This window comes from Dokdonella sp., from assembly GCF_017744955.1.
In the GTDB taxonomy this organism is placed as follows: domain Bacteria; phylum Pseudomonadota; class Gammaproteobacteria; order Xanthomonadales; family Rhodanobacteraceae; genus Dokdonella_A.
In genome coordinates, this window is record NZ_JAGIAG010000002.1 from 57,683 (window position 1) to 70,758 (window position 13,076).

A 13,076-nucleotide genomic window follows, 5' to 3' on the forward strand; every position below is an offset into this window, starting at 1 on the left:
CCTTCGGAGATAGACGATCATGCCAGCACCGCAAATCCGCATTCCCGCCACCTACTTGCGCGGCGGCACGTCGAAAGGCGTGTTCTTCCGGCTCGACGACTTGCCTGAAGCCGCGCGCACGCCGGGTGCGGCGCGCGACGCGCTGCTGCTCCGCGTGATCGGTTCGCCCGATCCGTACGGCAAGCAGATCGACGGCATGGGCGGCGCGACGTCGAGCACCAGCAAGGCGGTGATCGTGTCGAAGAGCTCGCGGCCCGATCACGACGTCGACTATCTGTTCGGCCAGGTCTCGATCGACCAGCCGTTCGTCGACTGGTCCGGCAATTGCGGCAACCTGTCGGCGGCGGTGGGTCCGTTCGCGATCGCGAACGGACTGGTCGACGCCGCCCGCGTTCCGCGCGACGGCGTCTGCGTGGTGCGCATCTGGCAGGCGAACATCGGCAAGACCATCGTCGCGCACGTGCCGGTCACCGGCGGCGAGGTGCAGGAAACCGGCGATTTCGAACTCGACGGGGTGACGTTCCCGGCCGCCGCGATCGAGCTCGAATTCCTGGATCCGGCGGACGAGGGCGAGGACGGCGGAGCGATGTTCCCGACCGGCAACCTCGTCGACGATCTCGACGTGCCCGGCGTCGGCACGCTGAAGGCGACGCTGATCAACGCCGGCATTCCGACGATCTTCCTCGATGCGACGGCCGTCGGCTACACCGGCACCGAGCTGCAGGAAGCGATCAACGGCGATGCGCAGGCACTGGCGAAGTTCGAGGCGATCCGCGCGCACGGCGCGCTGAAGATGGGCCTGATCAAGGATCTGGCCGAGGCCGCGTCGCGCCAGCACACGCCGAAGGTCGCCTTCGTCGCGCCGCCGCGCGACTACGTGTCCTCGAGCGGCAAGGCGATCGCTGCCGGCGACGTCGACCTCAACGTGCGCGCCTTGTCGATGGGCAAGCTGCACCACGCGATGATGGGCACCGCCGCGGTCGCGATCGGCACCGCGGCGGCGATTCCCGGCACCTTGGTCAACCTCGCCGCCGGCGGCGGCGAACGCGAGGCGGTGCGCTTCGGCCATCCGTCCGGCACCTTGCGCGTCGGTGCGCAGGCGCGCCAGGTCGACGGCGTGTGGAGCGTGACGAAGGCGATCATGAGCCGCAGCGCGCGCGTACTGATGGAAGGCGCGGTGCGGATTCCGGCCGAGGCGCTCGCGTCGCGTTGACGCGGCGCCCTGCGCCGGCTCGCTCAGTCGGGCAGGCGCTGCGGCGCCGATCCGCCGAGCCGGCCGACCAGCGCCTGGAGATAGCTGTCGATCGAGCTGTGGTGGCCGAACACGTAGCGCGACAGCAGGCGGAACAGCGGCGAGGTCACCTCGCCGTCCTCGGTGATCGTCACCAGGCTGCCGGCGCCGTCCGCGCGGATGTCCCAGGTCCAGCTGCCGCCGTAGCCGAGATCGGTATCGGCGATGCGCGTGACGAAACGATGGGGCGCTTCGGCCGCCTCGATGCGGTAGGTGATCGCGCCGTGCTTGCCGTTCTCGCGGAATCCCGGCAGGCCGCCGCCGGCGTCGAGCAGCTCGACCGATTTCACGTCCTTGCGCCAAGCCGGCGTGTTGCCGACGTCGGTGATCAGTGCGTACACCGCGTCCGGCGCGGCGCCGACGCGCGCCTGCATGCGCGCGCGATGCTGCGCCGGTAGGCGCGAGCCGAGGAACCATGCGCCGGCGACGAGTCCGGCGAGCGCGACGGCGAGAACGAGCAGAATCTTCATGGCGTTTCCTTGGCGAGTTCACGGGCGGCACGCGCGAGGAGGGCCAGTCCCTCCAGCGCGTGTTCGCGTTCGGTGGGAGCGAGACGGGCGAGCAGGGCGGCCGCGCGCTGCGGATCGAGCACCGAGCTTTCGGCCATCGCGATCTCGCCGCGCGCGCTCAGGCGCAGCCGGTGCACGCGGCGGTCGTGCGCGTCGGTTTCGCGTTCGACGTAGCCGAGCTTCTCCAGCCGCGTCAGCGCGGCCGACAGCGTCGACGGTCGAATCTGCATGTGCTGGGCGAGTTCGGCGGCATGGATGCCGCGGTCGCGATCGAGGTGCGAGAGCAGTGACGCGTCGCGCGCGCTCAACGCATGCGCGTTGCTGCGCGCGCGCACGTGCTCGACGTGGCAGGCGAGGTAGATCTGCGGGTAGCAGCGCAGCAGTGCGAGTACGGCGTCGTTCATGGCGCCGCGATTCTAGGGTTGGCCGATCGTTCGTCAAATCGAACGATCGGCACCGCCGCGACGGAGCTTCGGAGGTTTCGAGGCGCCTCGATCAGGACCAGCCGCTCAGTGCGAGCTTGCCGATGGTCCGGCCGGATTCGAGCTGCGCGTGCGCCGCGCGCAGGTTCGCCGCGTCGATCGGCGACAGCGTCTCGGTCAGGGTCGTACGCAACTCGCCGGCGTCGACGAGGTCGGCGACGCGGTCGAGGATTTCGCCCTGGCGCTGCATGTCCGGCGTGCCGAAGCGTGACCGCGCGAACATCATCTCCCAATGGATGCCGATGCACTTGGCCTTGTACGGGTCGCCGATCTTCAACGCGCCGCGCGGTTCGACGATCAGGCCGACGTGGCCTTGCGGCGCGAGCAGTTCGCCGAGTTCGTCCCAGTAGCGATCGGTGTCGGCGAGGTTGAGCGCGACGTCGACGGCGGCGAAACCGAGCGCTTCGAGCTGCGGCCGCAGCGGCTGGCGATGATCGACGACGTGCTCTGCGCCCATCGCGCGGCACCACTCGATCGTCTCCGCTCGCGAGGCCGTCGCGATCGCGACGAGTCCGGCACGGCGCGCGAGCTGCAGCGCGATCGAGCCGACGCCGCCGGCGCCGGCGACGACCAGCAGCGACGTACCGCGGTCGCCGCCGTCGGGGTCGAGGCCGATGCGCTCGAACAGAAGCTCCCACGCCGTCAGCGTGGTCAGCGGCAGCGCCGCGGCTTGCGCGACATCGAGGCTGGATGGCTTGCGCCCGACGACGCGTTCGTCGACCGCCTGGAATTGCGCGTTGCTGCCCGCGCGGGTGACGTCGCCGGCGTACCAGACCGCATCGCCGGGCTTGAAGCGCGTGACCTCGCGGCCGACCGCCTCGACGATGCCCGCGGCGTCGTAGCCGAGCACTTTCGGCTGCGCCTCGGCCTGCGGCTTCGGCGCGCGCACCTTGGTGTCGACCGGGTTGACCGAGATCGCCTCGACGCGCACGAGCAGGTCGCGCGGGCCGGGCTCGGGCTTCGGCAGCTCGACGTCGAGCAGCGATTGCGGATCGGAAATCGGCAGGTAGCGGGTCAGTCCAACGGCTTTCATGAGCGTCTCCGGAAGAATCACACCAGTGGCGGATTGAGGCGTGCGAAGCCGGCCTGGCGCCGGTACGGAAAATACGGATAGGGCGCGACCACGGCGCTGGCCGCGTCGAGTTCGGCGACGTGCGCCGCGCTCAGCGACCAGCCGGCGGCACCGAGATTGTCACGCAGTTGCTCCTCGTTGCGCGCGCCGAGAATCACGCTGGCGACGGTCGGCCGCTGCAGCAGCCAGTTGATCGCCACTTGGGCGATCGACTTGCCGGTGTCCTGCGCCACCGCGTCGAGCGCGTCGACGACGCGGTACAACCGCTCCTCTTCGACCGGCGGGCCGAACTCGGCGGTGGCGTGCAGGCGGCTGGTCGCCGGCAGCGGTCGGTCGCGCCGGATCTTGCCGGTCAGACGCCCCCAGCCGAGCGGGCTCCAGACCAGCGCGCCGACCTGCTGGTGCCGGCCGAGCGGCATCAGCTCCCATTCGTAGTCGCGACCGATCAGCGAGTAGTAGACCTGATGCGCGACGTAGCGCGGGTAGCCGTACTTCTCGGCGACGGCGAGCGAGCGCATCAGTTCCCAGCCGGCGTAGTTGGAGACGCCGACGTAGCGCAGCTTGCCGGCGCGCACGAGATCGGCGAGCGTCGCCAGCGTCTCCTCGATCGGCGTGTGCGCGTCGAAGGCGTGCAGTTGCAGCAGGTCGATGTAGTCGGTCTGGAGTCGCGCCAGTGCGGCGTCGACGGCGCGGATCAGGCGCAGACGCGAAGCGCCGGCCTCGTTCGGTCCTTCGCCCGTAGGCAGCGCGGTCTTGGTCGAGATCAGCACGCGGTCGCGGCGGCCGCGCAAGGCTTCGCCGAGCACTTCCTCGGACGCGCCGTCGGAGTACACGTCGGCGGTGTCGAACAGGTTCACGCCGGCGTCGAGACAGAGGTCGATCAGGCGCCGCGCCTGCGCGACGTCGGTGGTGCCCCAGGCGCCGAACAGCGGGCCGGAGCCGCCGAATGTGCCGGTGCCGAAACTCAGCGCCGGCACTTGCAGGCCGGAAGCGCCCAAGTGGCGAAATTCCATGTCGATGTCCTCGTGGTGATTTTCAGGGGCATGCGGCAGCGGCGACCGGTGTTGTCGTCGGCGCGGCGCGCGTATCCAGACGCAGCGCGATCAGCGCGACGGCGAGGCCGGACAGGGTCACCAGCGCCGCGATCCACGGCAGCGACGTCAATCCCGGTCCGTGGTCGATCGCGACGCCGCCGAGCCAGGCGCCGAAGGCGTTGCCGAGATTGAAGAAGGCGATGTTGAAGCTCGAAGCGAGGTTCTGCCCGGCGCCTTCGGCCTTGCGCAGCACGCGCAGTTGCAACGGCGACACGGTGGCGAACGCGGCGACGCCGAGCAGGCCGATGAAGATCGGCATCGCGATCGCGCTGTGCAGGGCGAAGCGCATCGCGCCGAGCACGACGGCGAGCGCGACCAGCGTGCCGAGCAGCGACTGCGTCGGCCAGCGATCGGCCAGGCGTCCGCCGAGCAGATTGCCGAGGATCATGCCGCCGCCGAACAGCAGCAGGATCGGCGACACCGCGCTGTCGGAGAAGCCGGTCAGGTCGACCAGCAGCGGCTGCACGTAGGCGACGACGAGGAACACGCCGGCGAAGCCGAGCATCGTCATCGCCAGGCCCAGCCAGACCTGCGGCCGCGCCACGCCGCGCAGTTCGTCGACGAGCGGCGCCGGCGCATGCGCTTCGCGGCTGCGCGGTACCAGCAGCGCGATCACCGCCATCGAGACCAGGCCGATCAGCACCATCGCCCAGAACGTCGCACGCCAACCGAAGTGCAGGCCGAGCCAGGCGCCGGCCGGCATGCCGAGCAAGGTCGCCAGGGTCAGGCCGGAAAACATCACCGAGATCGCCGACGCCTTGCGGTCCTCGGCGACGAGGCCGGTGGCGACGACGGCGCCGACGCCGAAGAAGGTGCCGTGGGTCAGCGAGGTGATCACGCGCGCGACCATCAAGGTTTCGTAGTTCGGCGCGAGCGCGCAGATCAGGTTGCCGATCGTGTAGATCGCCATCAGCGCGATCAGCACGACCTTGCGCGGCATCCGCCGCGTCGCGACCGTCAGCATGGGCGCGCCGGCGAAGACGCCGAACGCGTAGATCGAAACGAGCATGCCGGCGGCGGCGATCGAAACGTGCAGGTCGCCGGCGACCTGCATCAGCAATCCCATGATGACGAATTCGGCGCAGCCGATGCCGAACGAGCCGGCGGTGAGCGCGTACAGCGCGAGCGGTGTCCTCGACGAGGGGGCAGCAGTGGTCATGGCTTCGGCGGACGGATGAGGAAGGAACGGGAAGGGCGTAGCCTGAGTGCTTGCGGATCGACGAAAAACCGTCAGGATAGGCAATCAGTTTCAACGATTCGTTGAAAATCATGGATCGCATCGGCGACATCAGCCTATTTCTGCGCGTGCTCGACCTGGGCTCGATCAGCGCGGCGGCGCGCAGCCTCGACCTCTCGGTCGCGGTCGCCAGCCAGCGCCTGCGCCGGCTCGAACAGCAGCTCGGCGTGCGCCTGCTGCATCGGACCACGCGCCGGCTGCACGCGACGCCGGAAGGCGCCGCCTTGGCCGAGCAGGGGCGCACGCTGGTCGAGGATCTGGAAGCGCTGGCGACCGATCTGCGGCAGAGCGGCACGGAGGCATCCGGTACGTTGCGCGTGACGACGTCGGCATCGTTCGGCCGGCAGTATCTGTCGCCGCTGCTGCCGGAATTCCTGCGCCGTCATCCGCGCGTGCGCGTCAGCGTCGATCTCGACGATCGCGTGCAGGATCTGATCAGCGCCGGCTACGACCTTGCGGTGCGCATCGGCGCCCTGGCCGATTCGCGATTGGTCGCGCGCCGCATCGCGGCGAACCGGCGCGTGCTGTGCGCGGCGCCGGCGTATCTCGATCGTCGCGGCGTGCCGGCGACGCCGGAGGATCTGGCCGCGCATGATTGTCTGATCCTCACCGGCAGCCAGGGGCGCCAGGACCTCTGGCGCATCGCCGATCGCGACGGGCGCGAGGTTTCGGTGCGCGTCAACGGCCGCTTCGAGTCGAACTACGGCGAAGTGCTGCGCGACGCGGCGGTGGCCGGACTCGGCATCGCGCTGCATTCGACCTGGCACGTCTGCGACGACCTGCGCAGCGGTCGCCTGCTGCCGTTGCTGGAGGATTGCCGGATCGCCGAGACGGGCATCTATGCGGTGATGCCGCAGCGCCGGCTGGTGCCGTTGCGCGTACGTGCGTTCGTCGAATTCCTCGAAGAGCAGTTCGGCGGCGTGCCGCCGTGGGAGCGCGATGCGGGTTCGATCGCGGCGCCGGTTTCGCGGCGTGCGAGCCGTTCGTCGCGCACGCCGGCATCCTCACGGAAAAGGGAGGTTCGATGAGTTCCCCCGATATGCGCTCGGCCGTGCGGCCGGCACCGGACGCGCCGATGGTCGAGATCGCCGACTACGTGGTCGACTACGCGATCGCTTCCGAGGAGGCCTACGACACCGCCCGCTACGTGCTGCTCGATTCGCTCGCCTGCGCGATGCTGGCGATGAAGTTTCCCGAATGCGTCAAGCATCTCGGCCCGCTGGTGCCCGGCGCGATCCTGCCCGGCGGCGCGCGCGTACCGGGAACCGACTGGGAACTCGACCCGGCGCAGGCCGCCTACGGCATCGGCGTGCAGGTCCGCTGGCTGGATTTCAACGACACCTGGCTGGCGGCGGAGTGGGGGCATCCCTCGGACAATCTCGGCACGATCCTCGCCGTCGCCGATTACCTCTCTCGCCAGGCCGTGCACGAAGGCGGTGAGGCCCTGCGCGTGCGCGACGTGCTGACGTACGCGATCAAGGCGCACGAGATCCAGGGCTGCTATGCGCTGCGCAATTCGTTCAACCGCGTCGGCCTGGATCACGTGATCCTGGTGCGGCTCGCCTCGACCGCCGTCGCGACGCGCATGTTCGGCGGCGGCAAGGAGGCGATCGTCGATGCGATCTCGCATTCGTGGATCGACAACGGCGCGCTGCGCACCTATCGCCACGCGCCGAACACCGGTCCGCGCAAGAGCTGGGCCGCCGGCGATGCCTGCCGGCGCGCAGTCATCCATGCGCTGAACGCGATCAAGGGCTGCGTCGGCTATCCGTCGGCGCTGAGCGCGAAGACGTGGGGTTTCTACGACGTCGCGTTCGGCGGCGAGCCGTTCGAATTCGAACGGCCGTTCGGAAACTACGTGATGGAAAACGTATTGTTCAAGATCAGTTATCCGGCCGAATTCCACGCGCAGACCGCCGTCGAGTGCGCGATGCGGCTGCATGCGGCGGTGGCCGATCGGCTCGGCCGGATCGAGAAGATCGTGATCGAAACCCAGGAAGCCGGCCGGCGCATCATCGACAAGACCGGGCCGCTGGCGAACTACGCCGATCGCGACCACTGCATCCAGTACATGGTCGCCGTGCCGCTGATCTTCGGGCGACTGACCGCCGACGACTACACCGACGCGGTCGCTGCCGATCCGCGCATCGACGCGCTGCGAAACCGCACGGAAGTACGCGAAAATTCGCACTTCACGCAGGACTATTACGATCCCGACAAGCGCTATATCGGCAACTCCGTGCAGGTGTTTTTCGACGACGGCAGTTCGACCGCGAAGATTTCGATCGACTATCCGGTCGGGCACCGCCGGCGCCGCGCGGAGGGCATTCCGCTGCTGCTGCAGAAATTCGACGCTGCGTTGGCCGGGCACCTGCCGGCTGAACGAGTCCGACGCCTGGTCGGCTTGAGCCGCGACCCGGGCCGGCTCGACGCGATGCCAATTCACGAGTTTGTGAATCTCTTCGCGTTTTGACTGACTCAATCCTTAACAACATCTTCACAAAAGAGTGGCCGAGCCTCGTCAATGCGGCTAGAATCCGCCCCGGCCCTGAACCCGTGATAAAGTGTTAAGTGTACGTTTCTTCTACGTCATTTCGGCGTAGACTAGAAAAGGTGCAGCGTCCTGCGAAGGGTTGGGCGGACGCATCGATAAAAAACGTAGAGAGGAGACTCTGGATGAAACGTAAAGCCCTAAGCGCGCTCATCGCCCTGGCGCTCGTCGGCGGCGCCAGCGCCACCGTACACGCGCAGGATTCCGGTACTTGGTACATCGCGCCCCGCATTGGTGCGGTCATTCCCGACAGCGACCGCAAGACGGACACGTCCGTTTGGGGCGGTATCGGCGTCGGCGTGTGGGTCAACCCGCACCTGGCCGTCGATTTCGAATACACGATCAACAACGCCGACTTCAAGGACAACTCCTGGCGTCGTAACCAGATCCCGGCGGGTTGGGATCGCGGCGACAAGCAGTGGGAGAACGTCGGCCTCGGCGTTTCGGCTCGCTGGTTCTTCGGCGACCCCGGTTCGGCCTGGCGTCCGTACGTGATGGCTGGCCTCGGCGCCATGCGTCATGCGGCGTACTCGGGCGTCCTCACCTCGGCGACCGGCTATGAGAACGATGGCTGGGATCCGTTCGCCACGGTCGGCGGCGGCGTCCAGTACAACATGTCCGAGCGCGTCGCGCTGCGTGGCGAAATCGCCGCCCGCTACGACCATGACAACAACACGATGAACAACCTGGCCGAGTCGCTCGGCTACCGCGTGAAGCGCAAGAGCGGCTTCACCGACGGCATCGTCAGCGTTGGCCTGGTCTACAGCTTCGGCACCGCGGCTCCGGCCGCGGCTCCGGCCCCGGTCGCTCCGCCGCCGGCTCCGGACTGCCACTCGCTCGACGACGACAAGGACGGCGTGAACAACTGCGACGACCGCTGCCCGGATACGCCGGCCGGCACCATCGTCGGTCCGGATGGCTGCCCGCAGAAGGTCGTCATCGACCTGCGCGGCGTGAACTTCAAGTTCGACCGTCCGAAGAAGGGTGAGCACAAGATCGAGCCGACTCTGCAGGTCCCGACCTCGGATTCGATCGCGATCCTCGACCAGGCGATCGACGCGCTGAAGCGTTACCCGGAGATCAAGGTTGAACTCGACGGTCACACCGACTCGGTCGGTACCGATCAGTACAACCAGGGTCTGTCCGAGCGTCGCGCCCAGATCGTGGCCGACTACCTGACCGCGCACGGCGTCGACTCCAGCCGCATCGTTGCGGTGAAGGGCTTCGGCGAGACGCAGCCGATCGACACCAATGCGACCAAGGAAGGCCGCGCGCGCAACCGTCGTACCGAGATCAAGGTCGACCAGTAAGCGCACGCAGTTTGGTGCACAGTGAAAAGGGAAAGCCCGGCGCAAGCCGGGCTTTCTTTTTGTCCCGGTCGCGCGACCGCACATGGATTCTGTCCCGCCGCGCTGGTGGAAGCATGCGCGGGTCGGCGCTTCGATGAAGAAAGGAAGCCGCCGCCCAGGAAGCGATGCGCTGCTGCGATCGCCCGGATGCGTTCAGCGAGGAATTGGTTCAGCGAAGGAATACGCGGCCCGGACTTCTATGGAATCGGAAACGGCAGTCCACCGCTGCCCCGCTGACTGAGGGCAGGGCGCAGCGGCAGGAAAGATCAAGAAGAGAGCGGGGCTCAGCGCAGCGCGAGCGGGGGCGTCAGTTCCGGCGCGATCGTCTTGACCATCGCCCCGGCCACGGCGACGTTGCCGGCGATCAGGTGGCCGCTGTCGGGCAAGCCGTCGCGGCCGACGAAGTCGCAGTAGCGGCCGCCGGCTTCACGTACCAGCACGCAGCCGGCCGCCATGTCCCAGACGTTCAAGCCGATTTCGTAGAAACCGTCGAAGCGGCCGGCGGCGACGTAGGCGAGGTCGAGCGCAGCGGAGCCGCTGCGGCGGATGTCTTCCGCTTCGACGAGCAGGGCGCGGGTCATGCCGAGCTGCGCTTCCAGATGCCGGCGCTGGCGGTAGGGAAATCCCGTCGCGAGCAGGGCGCCGCCGATGCCGTCGCGCTTGCCGACGCGGATGCGGCGATCGTTGAGATAGGCTCCGTTGCCCCTGTCGGCGGTGAACAGCTCGTCGCGCAGCGGGTCGTAGACGACACCGAGCGTCGGTTCGCCGTTTTCCAGCAGGCCGATCGACACCGAGAAGTGCGGAAAGCCGCGCAGATAATTGCGCGTGCCGTCGAGCGGATCGATGACCCAGACGTTGCGCGAATCGCCGCTCTTGCCCGACTCCTCGCCGAGGAAGGCGTCGCGCGGATAGGCGCGCTTGAGTTCGCGCAGGATTTCCGCTTCGGCCAGCCGATCGACTTCGGAGACGTAGTCGTGGCGCTGCTTCTCGATCACGTCGAGACTGTCCAGGCGGTTCATGTAGCGCAGGATGATCTGGCCGGCGGCGCGCGCGGCGCGCACCGCCACGTTGACGGCGGGTCTGGGCATGCTGGTTCCGCTGGACGGAGTGGAAAAGAACGCGGCGCGGCGCGATGGCCGCGCGCGGGGGGCGCAGGGTAGCAGATCACCGCACGGCGGGCGACTGCGCTATCGTCGCGCCGATCGCAACGACGCTCGCTCTGGCAATGACCGAACCGATTTCCGCCGACGCCCTGGCGCGACTGCGCTTCGTCCTCGTCCGCACCTCGCATCCCGGCAACATCGGCGCCGCCGCGCGCGCGATCCGCACGATGGGTCTGCACCGCCTCGCGCTGGTCGCGCCGCACAGCTATCCGCATCCGGAAGCCAACGCGCTCGCAGCCGGTGCCGACGACGTGCTCGCCGCGGCCACGGTCAGCGCCGATCTGCCCTCGGCGATCGCCCATTGCCGGCTCGTGCTCGGCGCCACCGCGCGCCGCCGCGGCGTGCTGCTCGACGAACTGAGTCCGCGCGAGGCTGCATCGCGCGTGCTGGCGACGCTCGCGGCCGGCGACGAGGTCGCGCTGCTGTTCGGCAACGAGCGCAGCGGCCTCGACAACGACGAGATCAAGCTCTGCCACGCCGCGATCGCGATACCGAGCGACCCGACCTATTCCTCGTTGAATCTCGCGCAGGCGGTGCAGGTGATCGCCTACGAATTGCGCCTTGCCTGGCTGCAAGGCGGAATCGAACCCCTGGCCGCGCGCAACGAATCGCCAGCCACCAGCGCGGACATGGAAGGCTTCTTCGCGCACCTCGCCCAGACGCTGGACGAGATCGACTTCCACAAGGGACGCTCGCCGCGCACGATCCTGCAGCGCCTGCGCCGCTTCTTCCTGCGCGCTCAGCCGGATGCGCGCGAGCTGCGCGTCCTGCACGGCATCCTCGCCGACGCGCAGCGGATGGCGCGGCTGGCGAACGCTGAACAGCGGAAGACTTTGGACGCGGATTGACGCGAATAAACGCGGATCAAGAAAAAATCCTCCGTTTTGCTCTATCCGTGTCCATCCGCGCCAATCCGCGTCCGGCTTTTCCAAGCCGTCAAGGCACGCGCGCGATCAGCAGTTTGTCGATGCGCCTGCCGTCGAGGTCGACCACTTCGAAGCGGAATCCGCTCGCGCTGAAATGCTCGCCCGGCTGCGGGATGCGGCCGAAGTGCGCCACCGCCAGGCCGGCCGCGGTGCGGAAGTCGTGCTCCCGCTCGTTGGGCAGTTCGGACAGGCCGAGCAGTTCGCGCAGATCGTCGGCACCGACGCTGCCGTCGACCAGCCAGCTGCCGTCGTCGCGCTGGACGATCGGGTGGTCCTGAGTTTCCGCGAACGGCGTCGCCGTGCGTCCGACCACCGCCGCGAGCAGGTCGTTCAGCGTGACCAGGCCCTCGATCTCGCCGTACTCGTCGACGACCAGGGCCAGGCGCGTTTCGGCATCACGGAATTCTTCCAGCAGGTCGAGTGCGCGAGCGGTCGCCGGCACGTAGAGCGGCTTGCTGAGGTCGTGGAACAGATCGGCGTCGGCAGCGCCGGCGACGCGCCCGATCGCGCGCTTGACCTCCAGCACGCCGAGGATCTCCTGTTCGCCGCCGCTGTGCACCGGGTAGTGCGAGTACGGCGTATCCCGCATGACGGCCAGGTTCTGCTCCATCGGCGCCGCGGCGTCGAGCCAGGCGATGCGCGTGCGCGGCGTCATCACGCTGTCGACCGTGCGGTCGCCCAGGCGCAGCACGCGATTGACCATGTTGCGTTCGTGGGTGTCGATCACGCCCTGGTCGGCGCCTTCGGCGACGAGCAGGCGGATTTCCTCCTCGCTGACGTGCCCGCGGCTGGTCCTGTCCATGCCGAGCAGGCGCATCATCAGGCGGGTCGCCCAGATCAGCACGAAGGTGAACGGTTTCGCCAGCCAGGCCATCGCGCGCATCGGCGCGGCGACCGCGATCGCGAAGCGCTCCGGATCGACCAGCGCGATGCGCTTGGGCACCAGTTCGCCGAGCAGCATGTTGAGGAAGGTGATGCCGGAAATGGCGACGGCGACCCCGATCGCGGTGCTGTAGCGATCCAGCCAGGGCAGGTCGAGCGTGTCGAACGCGGCGCCGATGCGTTCGCCGATGCCGGCGCCGAGCGCGGCGCCGGCGCTGATCTGCAGCAGGGTGATGAAGACCTGCACGGTGGCGAGGAACCGTTCCGGCTGCTGCACCAGTTCGAGCGCGAGCCGCGCCCGGCGGCTGCTGCGCGCGAGCTGCTTCAGGCGGCTGAGGCGCGAGGTCATCAGCGCCATTTCGCCGAGCGCGAAGAAGCCGTTCAGCAGGGCGAGCAGAACGACGAGTCCGAATTCGATCAGCATTCCGGTTCGGCGATCCCCGCGCCGCGGATGGTGTCCACCGCTTCCTGCCTCCTCACCGTGCTGTCGACCCGGGAGTGTAGCAACTCGTCGCGCCGC

The 13,076-nt window shown here is 68.4% G+C and carries 12 protein-coding genes; 5 read left to right on the top strand and 7 right to left on the bottom strand.

The features are described from left to right. Nucleotides 1-16 precede the first annotated feature (16 nt). Nucleotides 17-1,213: a 2-methylaconitate cis-trans isomerase PrpF gene (gene prpF, locus J7520_RS05310; RefSeq protein ID WP_291186499.1), complete on the top strand. Its 1,197-nt coding sequence runs from the start codon at nt 17-19 to the stop codon at nt 1,211-1,213. Nucleotides 1,214-1,236: 23 nt separating this feature from the next. Here prpF and J7520_RS05315 read toward each other — a convergent pair whose 3' ends face one another. The 5 genes from J7520_RS05315 to J7520_RS05335 form a co-directional block, all read right to left on the bottom strand. Beyond that, nucleotides 1,237-1,761 carry an SRPBCC family protein gene (locus J7520_RS05315; RefSeq protein WP_291185051.1) on the bottom strand — a complete coding sequence of 175 codons (525 nt, stop codon included), beginning with the start codon at nt 1,759-1,761 and terminating at the stop codon, nt 1,237-1,239. Further along, complete coding sequence (locus J7520_RS05320) at nt 1,758-2,204, bottom strand: MarR family transcriptional regulator (protein ID WP_291185052.1); 447 nt, start codon at nt 2,202-2,204, stop codon at nt 1,758-1,760. Before J7520_RS05320 ends, J7520_RS05315 begins: the two co-directional genes overlap by 4 nt. Before the next feature lie 91 nt (nt 2,205-2,295). Further along, a complete protein-coding gene (locus J7520_RS05325) occupies nt 2,296-3,315 on the bottom strand; it encodes a zinc-binding alcohol dehydrogenase family protein (RefSeq protein ID WP_291185053.1) in 1,020 nt (339 codons plus the stop codon). Nucleotides 3,316-3,332: 17 nt separating this feature from the next. Next, complete coding sequence (locus J7520_RS05330; protein WP_291185055.1) at nt 3,333-4,367, bottom strand: aldo/keto reductase; 1,035 nt, start codon at nt 4,365-4,367, stop codon at nt 3,333-3,335. Nucleotides 4,368-4,389: 22 nt separating this feature from the next. Next, nucleotides 4,390-5,607, bottom strand: coding sequence for an MFS transporter (locus J7520_RS05335; RefSeq protein ID WP_291185056.1), 1,218 nt, complete (start codon nt 5,605-5,607; stop codon nt 4,390-4,392). Nucleotides 5,608-5,717: 110 nt separating this feature from the next. Between J7520_RS05335 and J7520_RS05340 the strand changes: the two genes are divergently transcribed. From J7520_RS05340 to J7520_RS05350, 3 genes are all read left to right on the top strand, one after another. Then, a complete protein-coding gene (locus J7520_RS05340) occupies nt 5,718-6,713 on the top strand; it encodes a LysR family transcriptional regulator (RefSeq protein WP_291185057.1) in 996 nt (331 codons plus the stop codon). Next, complete coding sequence (locus J7520_RS05345; protein ID WP_291185058.1) at nt 6,710-8,158, top strand: bifunctional 2-methylcitrate dehydratase/aconitate hydratase; 1,449 nt, start codon at nt 6,710-6,712, stop codon at nt 8,156-8,158. The genes J7520_RS05340 and J7520_RS05345 overlap by 4 nt, the downstream gene beginning before the upstream one ends. A gap of 140 nt (nt 8,159-8,298) precedes the next feature. Beyond that, entirely contained in the window at nt 8,299-9,546 is a 1,248-nt protein-coding gene (locus J7520_RS05350) for an OmpA family protein (protein WP_345776899.1), read from the top strand. A gap of 323 nt (nt 9,547-9,869) precedes the next feature. On the opposite strand, the gene J7520_RS05355 is transcribed toward J7520_RS05350, so the two are convergent. Next, nucleotides 9,870-10,673: an inositol monophosphatase family protein gene (locus tag J7520_RS05355; RefSeq protein ID WP_291185059.1), complete on the bottom strand. Its 804-nt coding sequence runs from the start codon at nt 10,671-10,673 to the stop codon at nt 9,870-9,872. A gap of 137 nt (nt 10,674-10,810) precedes the next feature. Between J7520_RS05355 and J7520_RS05360 the strand changes: the two genes are divergently transcribed. Next, entirely contained in the window at nt 10,811-11,596 is a 786-nt protein-coding gene (locus J7520_RS05360; protein ID WP_291185061.1) for an RNA methyltransferase, read from the top strand. An 88-nt stretch (nt 11,597-11,684) separates the two neighbouring features. On the opposite strand, the gene J7520_RS05365 is transcribed toward J7520_RS05360, so the two are convergent. Beyond that, nucleotides 11,685-12,980 (bottom strand): hemolysin family protein, encoded by a 1,296-nt coding sequence (locus J7520_RS05365; RefSeq protein ID WP_291185062.1) that lies wholly within the window; start codon nt 12,978-12,980, stop codon nt 11,685-11,687. Nucleotides 12,981-13,076: the final 96 nt, after the last annotated feature.